We start from the raw sequence: 17,094 nt of genomic DNA on the forward strand, positions 1-17,094 counted from the left end.
TAATGGAAAAAATGTGGTCAGGCCGTTTTAGTGCGGGTGCTTCAAATCTTTTAGATGAATTTAATGCTTCAATCATGTATGATAGAAAACTCTATCGTGAAGATATTGAAGGTTCACTAGCACATGCACAGATGCTCGCAAAACAGGGTATCCTCACGCAAGAGGAGCTTAAACAGATTCAAGATGGTCTCGCTCAAGTAAAAAACGAGATAGAGTCAGGGGAGTTTGAGTGGAAGATATCTGATGAAGATCTGCATATGGGTATTGAGAAACGTCTCACGCAGATCATTGGTGACACAGGTAAAAAGCTCCATACTGCAAGAAGTAGAAATGATCAGGTAGCAGTTGATTTTCGCCGTTATGTTCTCAGAAAAAACAGTGAAATTGCAGAGGCTATCAAAGCACTTATGCAAGAGATATTGGTTGTGGCAGAGAAACATACAGATACTCTCATCCCTGGAATGACACATCTCCAACATGCGCAACCGATTAACTTTGGTTTCCATTTAGGTGCATATCTGTCAATGTTCAAACGTGATATCGAGCGATTTGAGAGCTCACGTGAGAGAAATAATGTCTCTCCGCTTGGATGTGCAGCACTTGCAGGAACACCGCATAATGTTGACCGTGAGTATACTGCAGAGCTTTTAGGTTTTGATAGTGTCAGCGTGAACTGTTTGGATACGGTTAGTGACAGAGATTTCGCTCTGGAAATTCTCTTTAACATCTCTACAATGATGATGCATATCTCACGATTATCAGAAGAGCTTGTAATGTGGAGCAGTTATGAGTTTGGTTTTATTGAGCTCTCAGATGAGTACTCAACAGGAAGCTCAATCATGCCACAAAAGAAAAACCCGGATGTACCGGAACTTTTACGTGGGAAAACTGGTCGTGTCTATGGCGCACTTGTAGGGCTTTTAACGGTTATGAAAGGTCTGCCACTGGCATACAATAAAGATACGCAAGAGGATAAAGAGGGTGTCTTTGATGCAGTGGAGACTGCTGAGATTTCCTTGGAGATTTTAAAAGAAGCAATCAAGACGATGCAGGTAAAAGCAGATAATATGGAAAATGCCTGTGCAATAGGGCATTTGAGTGCTACAGACCTGGCTGATTATCTGGTTGAGAAATGCAACATTCCTTTCCGTGAGGCACACTTTATTACAGGTCGTGCAGTAGCAAAAGGTGAAGAGCTTGGTGTGGATCTCTCAAAAATAGAATTTAAATATTTAAAAGAGATAGATGAGCGCATCAATGAAGATGTTATGGAGTATCTTGGACTTCGCCACTCTATGAATGCAAGAACATCACAGGGTGGAACGGCACAAGAGAGAACAAAAGAACAGCTACAATATTTTAAAAATTATCTACAAAACAAGGAGTAAGTGATATGAAAGTAACGATTACACATAAAGATGCGATGAAATTTGAGGCAAAGACGGAAAAGTCAAGTTTTATTATTGACTGTCCTACCATTTCACCGGTAGAGTATTTTCTCTCAGGAATTATTACCTGTAGTGCTACAGATATTGTACTACTTCCAAAAAATCAAGGTTTCAGTGTAACTGATTTGGTAGTAGAGGGTGATGCAACACGTGCAGAAGATCATCCAAGAAAGTTCGTGAAACTCCATCTTGATTATTCATTTAACTCTGATGGTGATGATGTTCAGGCAGCTCGTTGGGTTGCGGCTTCAATTGAGACATACTGTTCAACTATCAATACTATTCGTGATACAACAGAGATAAGCTACTCTGTAAAACACAATGGTAAGATGATTCGCGAAAATGAGAAAGTTATCAGTGGCGGTGGCAGTAATATCGATCTTGGTGAGATCGATGCTTGTTGTAGTTAGAGAGATAACTCTCTAACTCTCATAAATCTTCTTATAGAGCTTCATTCTTTTTCTTACTTTCATCAAATATCTTTTCGCTTCACTGTAACGTAAATCCTTCAGTAGTCTTGTATAGACTTCCTCAGGTGTAAGTCTGTTTATCATTTGTGCTGCTCTGTAGGTATCATTTGTCCCTACAAATGCACGAGCTACGTTTCCTGCACCGGTATTATACGCTGCTATAGTACAGTAGAGACGGCTTGTCGGGTTTTTGATGTGATGAAGATATTTATAATAAAGAACATGCAAATATGCAGAGCCCATTTTTATGTTGTTCTTGGAGTTGTAGAGATAGGAACTCCCTACAAGACGTTTCTTTTTATAAAGATGATAGTAAGCGTCAATCCCGGCAGTACGGGGTACGATTTGCATCAACCCGTATGCAGGTACGTAAGAGCGTGCCATCGGATTGAAACTACTCTCTGAATGTATAATGGCAAAAACCAAAGCAAGTGGAATCTGTTGTCTTGTTGCTTCTCGTTTTACATCCTCATAGTAGATAAATGAGCGCTTGATTGTTGCATCTTTTGGAAGAGAAATAGTAAGCGTATAGACTTTGTCTGTTTTGATTTTTGAACTTTTTTGTATTTGAATTTTCTCTGGCGTGACATTGTGTTTCACAAACTGATAGAGACTTTTTTTTGTCGGTTGTTCTTTAAAAAAAATGGGTGCTAAAACAGGTTCAGCATCAATTTTTGGTGTTGCTATTTTATGAGATGCTTCTATCTTTGCTAGTTGCTGCTCAAATTCATTGTTGTTATAAAAATCTTCTGTATTAAAAGTGACAGCCTGTGCCAAAGCTAAAGAGAGTTTTTGCTCTGCTTCTTGAGTGTCTTTTGCCAATGTTTCAATGGTGAGTCTGTTATGTTCAAAGTCTATGATAGTACGACTTTTTTTGTCTTTTGCATAGGAGACGAGTTTTTTCTTGCTCATCATTATTGGTTTTTTCCAATATTTCTCTAACTCTTTGATGTAGGAGCTAAAAGCTTTTTGCTGGGCTTTTTTGTAGTCTGAAAACTGTGATTTTTCTTGCGCAAAATTGCTTTTTTGAGATTTTTTATAGGAGTCAAAAGAGGATATAGCAGATGCACACGATATAAGGAGTGCAGATGCTACGAATGTTTTAAACATTGTGTTATATGAAGTCTTTTGGGTCTGCATCACTGAAGTGACCCCATTTAAGTTTTGCCCCTCCAAGGATATGAAAATGGAGGTGTTTTACCTCTTGACCACCATTTTCACCGACATTTGTAATGATTCTGTATCCGCTCTCATCTATTTTTGTCTCACGTGCTACTTCTTGAATGAATGTTGTCATTCCTGCCATCGTCTCTGGTGTTACTTCATTAAAACTCTCAACGTGAATTTTTAGAATAGCCAAAATATGTACAGGTGCCTTTGGATTAATGTCATGAAATGCTAAAAAATTCTCATCTTCTGCAATGATATTTGCAGGTATCTCTTTGTTGACTATCTTACAAAATAAACACATATTATTTTCCTTCTTTTTTGACTTATTGTAGCACATAATACGCTAAATGAAGCTGTTTATAAATTATATTTGCTATAATCTCTCTAAAATTTTACAATTATGGAGACTCTCAATTGAAAGAGTGGTACGATAAAATAAACGAAGCAACAAGCATTGATGCATTAGAAGAGATACGTATTGCACTGTTTGGAAAGAAAGGTGTCTTGGCAGCTGAGTTCGCTAAGATGAAAGATGTTCCAAATGAGCAAAAAGCGCAATTTGCAAAAGATCTCAATGCACACAAACAAAACCTGATGAATGAATTTACAGCGAAGAAAATAGTGCTCGAAACTGAAGCACTTAAAGAGGCTATGAAAGCAGAAGCTATTGATGTCTCTATGTTTAGCACTTCTTCATCAGCAGGAGCACTGCATCCGGTAATGGAGACGATGGACAGAATCGTAGAGTACTTCTCATCAATGAACTTTGCAGTAAAAACCGGAAAAATGGTAGAGGATGACTTTCACAATTTTGAAGCACTGAATCTTCCAAAATACCATCCGGCACGTGATATGCAAGATACTTTTTACTTTAAAGATGAGATGCTTCTTCGCACGCATACCTCTCCTGTACAAATCAGAACGATGCTTGAGACGAAACCGCCTATTCGTATGATAGCTCCAGGTGCCGTATTTCGTCGTGATTATGACCTTACGCATACACCGATGTTTCACCAGATTGAAGGGCTTTTGGTTGATGAGGCCGGAAAAGTCTCTTTTGCAAATCTGAAGTTTATTTTAGAGGACTTTTTGAAGTATATGTTCGGTGATGTGGCTGTACGTTTTCGCCCGTCGTTCTTTCCGTTCACAGAGCCTTCTGCCGAAGTAGATATCTCTTGTGTCTTTTGTAAAGGTGAGGGGTGTCGTGTATGTTCACATACGGGCTGGCTTGAAGTACTTGGATGCGGAATCGTTGACCCTAATGTATTTGAAGCGGTTAATTATAAAGATGTCAGCGGTTATGCATTTGGTCTTGGAGTAGAGAGATTTGCAATGCTGATTCATCAGATTGGAGACCTTCGTTCACTCTTTGAAGGCGATATTAAATTACTGGAGCAATTTCAATGATAGTTACAAGATCTTGGTTACAAGAGTGGATAGACCTTGAGGGAATTTCTACAGAAGATATTGCGAAAACATTTAATGCCATTGGTTTAGAAGTAGATCGTGTTCATGAGTACAGAGTTCCTAAAAAGATAGTTTTCGGAAAAGTTTTAGAATGTGAAAAACATCCGGATGCCGATAAGCTCAATGTTTGTAAAGTAGATATCGGCAGTGCAACACGTCAGATTGTTTGTGGAGCTTCAAATGTTCGTGCAGGACTCACTGTTGCCGTTGCAACAATCGGTGCTGAAATGCCAAACGGGATGGCTATCAAACCTGTAAAACTGCGTGGAGTTGACTCTGAGGGGATGATATGTTCTTCTTCTGAGTTAGGTTTGCCTGATACAGGTAATGGAATTATGGAGCTTGACAGCAGCATTGGAAAGTTTGAACTTGGACAGGAAGTCAATCAAAATCCTTTCTTTAATGATGATTTAATCGAGATAGAACTTACTGCAAACAGAGGAGACTGTCTGAGTATTCGTGGTGTTGCACGTGACCTTTCAGCTGCATTTGACAGACCGGTAAAAGAGTATACGGTAACTGATAATGACGAAAAAAGAGGTATTGGACGTATACTCTCACTAGTACATGAAAAAGATTTGGATGTAAATCTTCGCTACAAAGCACTGGATTTAAAAGAGCTCACACTGCCGTTTATTGTAAAACTCAGACTTGCGCAAATCGAAGAGAGCAGAGCATGTGATGTAGAGTCTATGATGCTCTATGTAACACACTCTACGGGAGTAATACTCAGAGCATACAGACATAACTTTTTTGCACATGATGATGAGAAGATGGGCAAAGTGATTCTTGGCGAAGATGAACATGGTTTTGCATGTATTGAAAATGAGCAAAAAGAGATTGCATCCATTGTTGGAATCATCCAAAAAGAAGAGTCGAAGATGAAAGATGGCAGTGGTACTGTCGTTCTTGAAGCCTCTTACATTCCACCGGACATTATCTCGAAAAAGATGGCAGAGTCTAAGATAGAATCAGGTCCAATGTTTTATAAAACCTCACGTGGAAGTGAGCCTGAACTCGAAGCTGGACTCTCTTACTGTATTGATTTGATTGAGGAGTATTCGAACTCTACTACTTTCAGCGGTACGGTAGAGCTCTCTAAATCATTCAAAGAGAAGATTGTCACAGTGACAAAACAGGAAATCGACGAGATTATCGGTGCAGAGATTGATAAAAGTGTTATTGCCAAGATACTTAAAAACTTAGGTTTTGACACATCAAAATCTTCAACGGACAACTTTGTCATTACCGTACCACAGTTCCGTCATGATATTGTCAATAAACAAGATATCGTGGAAGAGATTGTAAGAATGGTCGGGATTGATAATATCCCTTCAAAACCCTTCTTACTCCAAGAGGCAAACAGACTCGAAGATAACTACTTTGCTTATAAAAAACGCTCTGTATACAGAAAAAAAGCGGCACAAAGCGGATTTTTTGAATCAGTACACTTTGTATTTGATGAGAAAAAAGTGTTGGAATCTTATGGGTTTAAAACAACAAAAGATGAACTTGAACTTTTAAATCCGATCGTTCAAACACTCGATACTTTACGTCCTACACTTTTAACAGGACTATTAAAGGCAGCTTCACAAAATGTAAAAAATGGTTATGCATCTGTAAAACTCTTTGAAGTTGGTTCTGTTTTCTCACCGACAAGAGAAGAGACGCTCAAAGCTGCATTTCTTTTCAGTGGCCAAAGAGAGAATGAATCACTGAGTAACACAGGAAAACCTGCAAAAGTTGATTTTGCATATTTTGTTCAAAAGATTGCAGATATTATCGGTGATGTAGTACTGCGTGAGCATACGACAGAGCATAAACTTTCACACATCTACCAGTGTGCTGCAGTAGTACAAAATGGTGAAGTGATCGGTGAGCTTTTTAGAGTACATCCGGAAGTAGAAAAAGCGTATGATCTAGATATGACATTTATGTGTGAACTTGATTTTGACAAGTTAAGCTATGAGCTTAAAACAGCTCAGAAAAGATCAAAATATCAGGCATCTTTTAGAGATTTAAGTCTCATTATGCCAAAAGATATGCCGTATGAAAAAGTTAAAGAGATAATAGAAGCATCTGAAATACCTAACTTAGTTCGTTTTTATCCGGTTGATAAATATACAGATGAAACACTTGGTGAAAATATGAGTCTCTCTATCCGTTTTGTTCTGCAGTCAGCTGCAAAAACTCTTGAAGAAGAAGAAATAACAAATGTAATGGAAACGATTTTAGAACAGTTAGGTTCTCAACTAGGTATAGGATTAAGATAATGAGCAGTGTTGTTGTCACTTCAGCTAAAAATTTTGCACTGAGTATCTCAGAAATCGCACCCGATAAATCCATTTCGCACAGAAGTGTAATGTTTGCAATGCTTGCAGACGGAGTGAGTGAAATTGAGAACTTTTTACGTGCTGAAGATACCTTAAACTCTTTGGAAATCGTTAAAAATCTCGGTGCAAAAGTTGAAGATGACGGCAAAACCATTAAAATATCTTCTGATGGTATCAAAGAGCCATTTGAGATTTTAGATTGTGGAAACTCGGGAACGGGAATGCGTCTTTTCTGCGGGCTTTTAAGCTCAGCTGAGGGACATTTTGTCCTAACAGGTGATAAATACCTGCGTCGTCGTCCGATGAAGCGTGTAACGGCTCCACTTATCAGCATCGGTGCAAAGATTGACGGGCGTGAGCATGGTGATTTGGCACCGCTCTCTATTCGCGGTGCATCACTGAAGGCTTTTGATTATGAGTCTAAAATTGCATCAGCTCAAGTGAAGTCGTGTATGATCTTAGCAGCACTGAGAGCCGATGGTGTTTGTATCTATACAGAACCGGAACTCTCACGTGACCATACGGAGAGAATGCTGCGTGGAATGGGTGCAAAGATTGAAGTAGATGGACTAAAAACTACTGTTACACCGCTTGAGGGCTTACTTTTACCTCTTAAAATAAGAGTACCTGCTGACCCATCTTCTGCATTTTTCTTTGCAGTTGCCGCTGCTATTACTCCGGGAAGTGAAGTAACACTCGAAGGTGTAACGCTCAATCCTACGCGTATAGAGGCTTTTAAAGCACTCGAACGTATGGGAGCAGATATCTCTTATGAACTGCGTGATAACAAGTATGAACCAGTTGGAAATATTAAAGTAAAACATGCTCCTTTACATGGTATTGTAATAGAGGATAATATCTCTTGGCTTATTGATGAATTGCCGGCATTAAGTATTGCTATGGCATGTGCTGAGGGTGAGAGTCTTGTTAAAAACGCCGAAGAGTTGCGTGTAAAAGAGTCTGACAGAATTGCAACGGTAGTCGAAGGACTTCGTGCTTGTGGTATTGAAGTGCATGAGTACAAAGATGGTTATAGAATTGTCGGTGGTGAGCTAAAATCAGCAGAGGTTGAGAGTGATGGAGACCATAGAATAGCTATGAGCTTTATTATCGCGGGACTTCGTTGTGGCATGAAAGTAACTGACCTAGAGTGTATCAATACCTCTTTTCCAAACTTTTTTGAACTCTTGCAAAAGATTACAGATGTGGAGTTTGCAAAATGAAAATAGAACTTGCTGAGAGTTATGGTTTTTGTTTTGGGGTAAAGCGTGCGATTAAGATTGCAGAAGAGAATAGAAATGCGGCAACCTATGGACCGCTTATTCATAACTCCAAAGAGATAGCAAGACTCGACAGTGACTACAAAGTAGGGCTTGTTGAGGATTTTACAACATTCCAGCCAGGTGACAAGGCGATTGTAAGAACGCATGGAATAGTCAAAGATGAGCTTAAAGCTTTAAAAGAGAGCGGTGTTGATGTTGTTGATGCAACCTGTCCCTTTGTGACAAAACCCCAAGAGATCACTCAAGAGATGAGTGAAGCAGGGTACAGTGTCGTTATCTTTGGCGATGAGAAGCATCCTGAGATAAAAGGGGTAAAATCATACGCTACGCATGGTGCTGTCGTTGTGACAGAAGTGGAAGATTTAGAAGAGTTAAAACTTCACGAGCGTATTGCTTTGATTGCGCAAACAACGAGAAAAGTTGAAGACTATATGAAGATAGCAAACTATCTTATTCCTCGTTATAAAGAGGTACGTGTCTTTAACACTATTTGTAATGCGACCTTTGAAAATCAGGATGCCGCGAGAAAGCTCTCTAAGCGTGCCGATGTGATGATAATCATCGGTGGAAAAAATTCTTCAAATACAAAGCAGCTTTTTAATATAGCCCATGAAAACTGTCCCGATTCGTATCATATCGAAGATGAAAATGAGATAGATATGTCATGGTTTGAAGGCAAAGAGCTATGTGGTATCTCAGCCGGGGCTTCCACACCTGACTGGATTATCCAAAATGTTGTGGATGCTATTCAAAAAGGTGTCAATTAAAGAGCTTTTTCTTTTTTAAACATATCAAGCTTGAAGCTTTCAACTTTATTAAACAGGTCAACTAAGATGTTGCCTCTCTTTTTAGGCACCTCCTCTTCATCATAAAGTTCATCATATCCATCATTGTAATAATTTTCATCAATGTTTTCTTGTGACGTTTGTGTAAGCTCATCTTCATTGCCATTGTCGCGACTTGCCTCATCTTCACTGCTTGATATCTCTTCAAATTCTTCATTTTCAGATTGAGGTTTACCGTTTTCAGAATCTTTCACAACTTGCTCCTGCTTTGAATTTTTTCATAAATTATAGATCCCCTTTATTTGAGTTATAGTCATTGTTGATAAGTTTTTCCATAAACTCTCTTGAAACTTCGGCTTGTTCTTCCTGTGCTTCAATCTGATAATCAATTCCGACATTAACATCTTGCATTTTAGTTGCCATTGCTTCAGAATAATCTGTTTTATGAATGCTTGCTCCTGCATTTCTCACATCTGTCATGTCACCGTAAGCGGATTTGCCACCCATTGCCTGCATTGTATTGAAACCTCTTGGGGTTGAGAATGCATTTTGAGCATATTGTGGTGCAGGAGAATATGTTTTTATGTCTTTTACCCACGATGGAGAAGCTCCTTGCGTTGGCGACATAGATTTCATTTTAGAAAAACTATTAAATTCTGCAGAGCCCAAATCGCTTCCCATAAGAGCTGAAGCAACTGGCGCCAGATAGTTTGCAGCATCCAATCCCGTTTCAACAGCTTTGCCCCATGAGATATTTGAATTGTTTGTACCTGACGATTTATAGCCACTGCTTCCAGGTGTTTGACCACTACCACCTTTAGGCCCATGGCTAGAAGTCATCCACTCTGCAACTTTTGACACACCCTCTGCTGCTCCTCCATCTGTAAGGTAATCATACAATTCGTAGCCGGCTCCAGCAACAGTAGCAGCAGCAAGGCCAAATTTGCCATGTTTTGCAAGACTTTTTAAGGTTTTGGATCTCTCCAGCTCTTTAACTGCATTTGCACGAGTATTGGAGTAGCCCGCATTTGCAGATTGCATCCCGCGCTCATACTCAAACAGTTTCTCTTTAGAAGATTTTATCTGACGATCGAGCCCATCAACATCAGCAGTCGGATCTTTTGCGAGAATATCGGCTCTTTTTTGTTCAAGTTGTCTGCGGTTAAGATCTTCACTTTTCCATGCCTCTTTATTTTTTCCATATTCTTCGGTATAATGTTTCATATCATCTTGAAAGGAGTTACCATGGGTGCCGTCGTTTTGATTTACGGTGTTTTGGGTTTGTTGGCTATTGGATTTTTGTGGGCCTTCGTCAAGGATGCCTTTAGTGGATTTTCCCGTTAATTTATCATAAACTTTCCCTGCTGCTCCAACAGTCGTCCTAATCGGACCTTTCTGTCCTCTTAACAACTGAAATGCCTCTGCTGATACTGCTGCTCCGCCTAAAAGAGCTGCTGCAGCCGCTCCTTCTGAATGGAAATCTGTTCCCATCGCTTTATTAAATTTGTCTAGCCCAAATGTACCTATATCTTCAATAAGGTGTCTTTTTGTATCTGTCATTGAAGTTCTATCTTTAAGCGTTTGTGCGACTTTATCAGGGTCTTCACTCTTTATCATTGCAGACATGTTGTCATAGGCTGCTCCCATACCTGCACCCCCTTCGACACCTGCTTTAAATGAAGCTGCTTCATACCCGCCTCTTTTTTCTGCACCCTTAATGGTTCCAACATCTTTTTCAAGTTTCCCAGCGGCTAACTTTCCTGCTGTCTCCTCCATCACCTCAGCAGCGCTCTTGCCAACCTTTTGACCTATTTTCTCTGCTTCACTTTGTAAGCCCTCAACGGCCCCTTTTTGCTGTGAGGCTTTCTGTGAGGCTTCCATCGCATCAATGCCAACTGCACCTCCTATACCGCCTTGAGCATCAAGTTTGGCTTGTGTTTTTTGTTGATTGCTCATCTCTCCATACATTGCATTGTCTGAGTAGATATTTGGATTAATTGCTTTATTGGCAAGCACACCTGCTGCCTGTCCCTCTTGTGAGTCAAGCTTTGAACTGTCAATAGATTTCATTGTTTCAGAGAGTGTCATCCCTTTTTTGTTTTTACCCTCTAAATCATCACCATACTTTTCTCTTAGATTATCTGCATGTGTTGCAGATCCCACGCCTTTCTCTGTGGCACTTGTTACCATATCTTTAAAGATTTCTTGTTTTCATAGAAAATATGGAAACAGGAAAAGCTAAATTCTCCAAAACTTCCCAAGTTTAATACCAATATAATCATATTTTAGTTACAATCACGCAATTTTTATGTAACAGAGGATAGGCAATGGCGTTCGATAACGAATCATTTGAAGAAGAAGAAAATTTTGCAGAGATGTTTGCTGCAAGCGAAAAACAACAAGAGACAAGCCGTATAGTAGAAGGCGAAATAGTAGAAATTCAGGCTGATGATAACAGAGCATTAGTAGGTGTAGGTGATAAACTAGAAGGTATTATCAATTTAGATGAGATCCGTGATGAGAACGGTGAACTGAAATTTGGTACTGGTGATAAAATCAAAGTAATGATTATGGGATACTACAATGAGCGTCCTAAAATCTCTTACAAAAAAGTGTTAGAGCAAGAGAAAACTATTGAGTTTATTGATGCACACAAAGAAGATTTTGAAAACTTAGTAATCGAAGGTGTTATTACAAAGAAAAACCGTGGTGGTTATGTAGTAGAAGCTGATGCAGTCTCTTTCTTTATGCCACGTTCACTTGCTGCTTTTAAAGACAGTGATGATGTAGTAGGTCGTAAGATCAAAGCACAGGTTGTTAAAATCGACCCGGAAGAGAACTCAATCATCGTTTCTCGTAGAAAACTTTTCAACGAAGAGCGTAAGAAGAAAAAAGAGATCATCGATCAACTTATGGCAGAAGATGTTGTAGTTGAAGGTGTTATCAAGAAAATCACTTCATACGGTATGTTTGTTGATGTTGGTGGTGTTGATGGACTTGTTCACTATAACGAGATCTCTTATAAAGGGCCGGTTAATCCGTCAAAACTTTATAACGAAGGTGATCCGGTAACTGTAAAAGCTATCTCTTATGATAAAGATAAGCGTCACCTTTCACTCTCTATCAAAGCAGTTCATCCAGATCCATGGGCTGAAGTAGAGTCTGAGCTTGATGAAGGTGATACTATCACTGTAACTGTTTCAAACATTGAAAACTACGGTGCATTTGTAGATTTAGGAAACGACATCGAAGGTTTCTTACATATCTCAGAAATCACTTGGAACAAAAATGTTAAAAATCCGGGTGACTATTTAGAAGTAGGTCAAGAGATTGATGTTGAAGTAATCGAGATTAACCCTAAAACTCATAAACTTCGTGTATCATTAAAAAGACTTCTTCCAAAACCATTTGATGAGTTCTTGAAGAAATATAACGAAGGTGATATCGTAACTGGTACAGTTACATCACTGACTGACTTTGGTGCATTTGTTCGCATCGATGGTGTTGAAGGTCTTTTACATAACCAAGATATCTCTTGGGACAAAAATACAAAAGCAAAAGATGTACTGAAATCTGGTGAAGAGGTTGAAGTGAAAATTGCTAAAATCAATGAGCAAGACCAAAAGATCTCTTTAAACAGAAAAACTCTTTTAGAGTCTCCTGTTGATCAATTTGCTAAAACACACAAAGTAAACTCTATCGTAAAAGGTACTATCCGTGATATTAAAGACTTCGGTGTATTTGTATCTTTAGAAGATGGTGTTGACGCGTTAATCCGTGATGAAGATTTAGCTCCACTGAACAAAGAGGAGTTAGAGCCAGGTCAAGAGATAGAAGCAGCAGTTGCTAACATCGATACTCGTCGTGATCGTATCCGTCTTTCTGTTAAAAAATTAGATTACATTAAAAATCAAGCAATGCTTGAAGAGATTAATGATAATGAGTCACACTCTTTAGGTGACTTAATCAAAGATAAGTTTAAATAAGAACTTTTCATGCAAAAGATTATGAAATGGTTTGCTCCTCTCTTAGCACTGGGAGTTGCCATCTTCATAACTATTTTTCTTGTCTCTATCAACTCTGAAGAGGTTTTGATAGAGAGTGAACCACTCAAACTAAAGAGCGAAGAAATCACACCAAAGTCAAAAGAGAAGATTTGGCTCAATCATCTGTCACAAACACAGAAAAAAGGGTACTTTTATCCTGTAAATGAAGTGTATGTAGAAGTTGATCTAAATGAAAAAATAACTAAAACTATTACCTATAAATTATCAGCAGTATTGAAAGACCCATATCAACTCTTTTGTCTTAAAGAAGAGCTCAAACGCCATGGACTTAAATACTTCTTAAAAAAAGATAAGCAGGGTGTAGAATTACTTATTTATTCAAAAAATATTGGTAAATTACACTCCTTAGTTAATGTACTGAAAAATTATAAAATCTTGGCACAAATCAAGCCATATAAAGAGGAATATTAAAATGCAAAAATATACAGTAGTCGTATGTGACCATATTCATGAAGCGGGTCTAAAAATGCTTCAAGATGATGAATCTATCAACTTTGTTATGGCAGCAGATGTTGATAAAAAAGAGCTTGTTGAAAAAATCATTCCAACTGCAGATGTTGCTATCACAAGAAGTTCAACAGATGTTGATGCTTTTTTCATTGAACATGCTACAAACCTAAAAGCAATCGTTCGTGCTGGTGTTGGTGTCGATAATGTTGACATCCCAGGATGTTCTAAAAAAGGTATCATCGTTATGAACGTACCGACTGCAAACACAATCGCTGCAGTTGAACTTACTATGACACATATGCTCTCTTGTATGAGAATGTTCCCATACTCTCATGACCATCTCAAAAACCAAAGAATCTGGAAACGAGAGAAGTGGTACGGGTATGAGCTTAAGGGTAAAAAACTTGGTGTTATTGGTTTTGGTAACATTGGTAGTCGTGTTGCGAAACGTGCAAAAGCATTTGAGATGGATATCGTAGCATATGACCCATATATCAACCCATCTAAAGTAACTGACCTTGATATGACATATACAAAGAACTTTGATGATATCTTAGGGTGTGATGTTATTACGATTCATACTCCTAAAAACAAAGAGACTATCGGTATCATCGGTGCAGAAGAGATCGCTAAGATGAAAGACGGTGTGGTTCTTGTAAACTGTGCAAGAGGTGATTTGTATAATGAAGATGCACTCTATGATGGACTTAAAAGCGGAAAAATTCGTTTTGCAGGGATCGATGTATTTGGAAAAGAGCCGGCAACAGATAATAAGCTACTTGATTTAGATAACATTGTAGTATCTCCTCACTTAGGTGCAAATACATACGAGTCTCAGTACAACATCGGTACACAGGCTGCAGAGAATGCAATCGCAGCTGCAAAAGGCATCGCATATCCAAATGCAATGAACTTACCGATTGATGAGAGTAAAATTCCTCCATTTGTAAAGCCATTCTTAGAGATGGGACAAAAAATAGGTTTTATGGCTTCTCAGATTAACAAGTCTAAAATCGTCTCTATCAAAGTTGGCGGTAACGGTGAGATAGGTAACTATGTTGATTCACTTGCTACTTTTGTAACAGTTGGAGCTATGAGCCACTCATCTGAGACTATCAACTATGTAAATGCTGACTTTGTTGCAAAAGAGAAAGGTATTGAGGTTGAGGCTGAAAACCTTGGTGACTCTATCGTATACAAAAACCTTATTACGGTAAAACTGACTACAAATGAGGGTACTACGACTATTCGTGCAACTATCTTTGACGATGGTGTTCAGCGTATTGTATCAATCGACGGTTTTGATAATGAGGTAGCAATTAAAGGTGATATGATTCTCTTTAAAAACTCTGATGTACCAGGTGTAATCGGAAGTGTTGGAACAATTTTAGCAAACAATAATGTTAACATCTCAGATTTCTCACTTGCTCGTAATGCAAACAAAGAAGCACTGGCAGTTATTCTTGTAGATACTGCAGTAAGTGACAAAACACTTGAAGAGTTAGCTTCACTTGAAGCTTGTAAAAGCGTAAGCTACGCTCGTTTATAATACTTCTTCTTTCTATTCTCTGGATAAAATTCAGAGAATAGCTTTTTACTTATTTTCTTGTAAAACTTTTTCTTTTATACAAGCATTATATTCATCATTATAAAATTGCATTGTTTTCATATAACTTCTATAGCTTTTCTCAAAACATTCAGCATGGTATTTTTCAATCGCTTTGCATAAATTTTCTTGTTTGCAGCTAAGCAGTTTTTCTGCTTTTATTTGAGAACTGATTTTGTTTTCATAAAAAAAGGAGATAAGAGAGGAGATTATAAAAATGATGACAATAAGAATGACCCATTGTTTTGTCCATTTCATATTATGTTCCTCTCAAAGAGATATCTTTCAGGTTTTTGCCTGAAAGATATAAAAAGTCTTTAGATAGCTTTTGTATTATCCATAAGAACTGGAATAAAAATAAGTGAAACAATAACAGCTGCAACTGTTCCAGAGATAAGTGCTACTCCAAGTCCACCAAAGACAGGATCACTTGCAAGAAGCGCTGAACCTAAGATAATGGCAATTGCAGTCAGCATAATAGGCTTTGCTCTTGTAGCACTTGCAATGGCGATGGCATGTCGTTTCTCTATGCCTTTTTCCTCCATTAAAGATTTAGCAAAATCTATAAGAAGAAGAGAGTTCCGTGAGCTAATACCCATAAGTGCAATAAAACCAATCAATGACGTAGCTGTAAGGAAGAAAACATCAACTGTAAAGAGGTCAGCTACCCAGTGACCAACAATTACACCAATGATAGATAAGAAGCTTCCTGCAAGAACGATACCACTGATAGCAAAAGACTTATAGTAGATAACAAGTAAAAGATAGATTAGAATAAGTGCAGCGATAAATGCAGCACCAAGGTCTCTAAAGGTATCAAGTGTTACTTTCATCTCTCCATCCCAGCGAAGCAAAAATTCATGACCTGTTTTTTGATTAATCAGTGTCAGGTCAAACATATAAGTAGAGATTCCCGGAGCTTTTTTTACTTCAAAACCATGTGACTGGAAGTACTCTATCATTTTCTCTCTTGCTTCAAGCAGAGGATAGACCTGTGATTCCATATCTGTTTCAGCTGTAACATTGACCATCGTTCGCAAATCTTTATGATAGATAGTCGGTGTTGATTTTATCTTAACAATATCAACAATCTCTGTAAGTGGGACCATCATCCCTTTTTTATTCATAAGATATAAAGAGCTGAGTTTTGCTCTTAAAGTTCTTAGTCCCTGATTAGAAAGCGTTTTGGAATCTTTGCTTAAGGAGATAAAGATACCGACTTGATCGTTTAGTTCAATAGTATTTTTAACTGCAACATTCATCCCTTTAAAAGCAAGGTATAAAATGTTATTTACCTGCTCAACACTGAGTCCACTCTTTGCAATTTTATCTTTGAGTGGTACGAGCTGATACTTATCATATGGTGTTTCACTCATAATATCGACATCAACGAGTTTTGGCGTTGCTTTAAGAATTTTTGCTACATCCTGTGCAATTTGCAGTACTTCATTGTTGTGAAGACCATAAACTTCAACTGCAATAGATGCAAGTGTTGGAGGACCTGACGGCATCTCAATAAATGCTATTGTAGTTCCTTTTATGATATTGCCACATGCATCTTTGATTTGGGGACGGAGTCTGTGTACCATTGTAAAAGACTTTTCGGCTCTTTCATGTTTATCTGTAAGATTTACAACGATTTCTGCAAAACGTTCCCCCTGTTTCAGAGCACTTCCCTTTACAAGCCCCGCATAATCAAGCGGTGCACCTTGAGCGTAAAAAGATTCAATGTCTGTAACCTCTTTTTCCTTGATAAGATGATCAATTACACACTGTGAAACTTTTTGTGTCTCTTCAATGGAACTTCCTGCAGGTGTTGTTACATAAACATTAAAAGTATTTGCACTTTTTCCCGGTAGCATTCTTGCTACAACAGTCTTTGTTGGAAGCATCATAATACTGCCAACAAGTGCTAAAAGTGTTGCAATAATTACAAATATTTTTTTCGAAGGGTTGTTTAAGATATTGTATACAAAAGTTTCAAATTTTCTACCCTTGTGATGATGGTGTGGCAT

15 protein-coding genes are annotated in these 17,094 nt (G+C 38.3%); 9 read left to right on the top strand and 6 right to left on the bottom strand.

Translation table 11 applies throughout. The features are described 5' to 3' along the window. The first annotated feature begins 2 nt into the window (after positions 1-2). Both argH and ES948_RS03580 read left to right on the top strand, forming a co-directional pair. Positions 3-1,388, top strand: coding sequence for an argininosuccinate lyase (gene argH / locus ES948_RS03575; protein WP_152183563.1), 1,386 nt, complete (start codon positions 3-5; stop codon positions 1,386-1,388). A gap of 5 nt (positions 1,389-1,393) precedes the next feature. After that, positions 1,394-1,858, top strand: a complete 465-nt coding sequence (locus ES948_RS03580) for an OsmC family protein (RefSeq protein WP_152183564.1) — start codon at positions 1,394-1,396, stop codon at positions 1,856-1,858. Positions 1,859-1,870: 12 nt separating this feature from the next. On the opposite strand, the gene ES948_RS03585 is transcribed toward ES948_RS03580, so the two are convergent. Both ES948_RS03585 and ES948_RS03590 read right to left on the bottom strand, forming a co-directional pair. Continuing rightward, on the bottom strand, positions 1,871-3,028 hold the full coding sequence (locus ES948_RS03585) for a murein transglycosylase domain-containing protein (protein WP_188109440.1): 1,158 nt from the start codon (positions 3,026-3,028) through the stop codon (positions 1,871-1,873). A gap of 4 nt (positions 3,029-3,032) precedes the next feature. Beyond that, positions 3,033-3,389 (bottom strand): histidine triad nucleotide-binding protein, encoded by a 357-nt coding sequence (locus tag ES948_RS03590; RefSeq protein WP_152183566.1) that lies wholly within the window; start codon positions 3,387-3,389, stop codon positions 3,033-3,035. 113 nt (positions 3,390-3,502) lie between these two features. Here ES948_RS03590 and pheS point away from each other — a divergent pair, with 113 nt between their 5' ends. The 4 genes from pheS to ES948_RS03610 are packed head-to-tail and all read left to right on the top strand — an operon-like array spanning position 3,503 to position 8,938. Beyond that, positions 3,503-4,495: a phenylalanine--tRNA ligase subunit alpha gene (pheS, locus tag ES948_RS03595; protein ID WP_152183567.1), complete on the top strand. Its 993-nt coding sequence runs from the start codon at positions 3,503-3,505 to the stop codon at positions 4,493-4,495. Then, entirely contained in the window at positions 4,492-6,828 is a 2,337-nt protein-coding gene (gene pheT, locus ES948_RS03600; protein ID WP_152183568.1) for a phenylalanine--tRNA ligase subunit beta, read from the top strand. Before pheS ends, pheT begins: the two co-directional genes overlap by 4 nt. Then, positions 6,828-8,111, top strand: a complete 1,284-nt coding sequence (gene aroA, locus ES948_RS03605) for a 3-phosphoshikimate 1-carboxyvinyltransferase (RefSeq protein WP_152183569.1) — start codon at positions 6,828-6,830, stop codon at positions 8,109-8,111. The genes pheT and aroA overlap by 1 nt, the downstream gene beginning before the upstream one ends. Then, on the top strand, positions 8,108-8,938 hold the full coding sequence (locus ES948_RS03610) for a 4-hydroxy-3-methylbut-2-enyl diphosphate reductase (protein ID WP_152183570.1): 831 nt from the start codon (positions 8,108-8,110) through the stop codon (positions 8,936-8,938). The genes aroA and ES948_RS03610 overlap by 4 nt, the downstream gene beginning before the upstream one ends. Here the strand turns inward: ES948_RS03610 and ES948_RS03615 are convergent. Together ES948_RS03615 and ES948_RS03620 are read right to left on the bottom strand one after the other, a co-directional pair. Then, positions 8,935-9,210 (bottom strand): hypothetical protein, encoded by a 276-nt coding sequence (locus ES948_RS03615; RefSeq protein ID WP_152183571.1) that lies wholly within the window; start codon positions 9,208-9,210, stop codon positions 8,935-8,937. The two genes, ES948_RS03610 and ES948_RS03615, sit on opposite strands and share 4 nt — an antisense overlap. Positions 9,211-9,241: 31 nt before the next feature. Further along, the gene (locus ES948_RS03620) at positions 9,242-11,146 is read right to left on the bottom strand and encodes a hypothetical protein (protein ID WP_152183572.1); all 1,905 of its coding nucleotides are present in this window, start codon (positions 11,144-11,146) and stop codon (positions 9,242-9,244) included. A 137-nt stretch (positions 11,147-11,283) separates the two neighbouring features. Between ES948_RS03620 and ES948_RS03625 the strand changes: the two genes are divergently transcribed. The 3 genes from ES948_RS03625 to serA are packed head-to-tail and all read left to right on the top strand — an operon-like array spanning position 11,284 to position 15,022. Continuing rightward, positions 11,284-12,942, top strand: coding sequence for a 30S ribosomal protein S1 (locus ES948_RS03625; protein WP_152183573.1), 1,659 nt, complete (start codon positions 11,284-11,286; stop codon positions 12,940-12,942). A 9-nt stretch (positions 12,943-12,951) separates the two neighbouring features. Continuing rightward, positions 12,952-13,434 (top strand): hypothetical protein, encoded by a 483-nt coding sequence (locus ES948_RS03630; protein WP_152183574.1) that lies wholly within the window; start codon positions 12,952-12,954, stop codon positions 13,432-13,434. A 1-nt stretch (position 13,435) separates the two neighbouring features. Then, positions 13,436-15,022 carry a phosphoglycerate dehydrogenase gene (gene serA / locus ES948_RS03635; protein WP_152183575.1) on the top strand — a complete coding sequence of 529 codons (1,587 nt, stop codon included), beginning with the start codon at positions 13,436-13,438 and terminating at the stop codon, positions 15,020-15,022. Positions 15,023-15,067: 45 nt separating this feature from the next. Here serA and ES948_RS03640 read toward each other — a convergent pair whose 3' ends face one another. Together ES948_RS03640 and ES948_RS11135 are read right to left on the bottom strand one after the other, a co-directional pair. Beyond that, on the bottom strand, positions 15,068-15,337 hold the full coding sequence (locus ES948_RS03640; protein ID WP_152183576.1) for a hypothetical protein: 270 nt from the start codon (positions 15,335-15,337) through the stop codon (positions 15,068-15,070). Positions 15,338-15,396: 59 nt separating this feature from the next. Further along, complete coding sequence (locus ES948_RS11135; protein WP_152183577.1) at positions 15,397-17,094, bottom strand: efflux RND transporter permease subunit; 1,698 nt, start codon at positions 17,092-17,094, stop codon at positions 15,397-15,399.

It is taken from the genome of Sulfurimonas indica (genome assembly GCF_009192995.1).
GTDB classification, from domain to species: Bacteria; Campylobacterota; Campylobacteria; order Campylobacterales; family Sulfurimonadaceae; genus Sulfurimonas; species Sulfurimonas indica.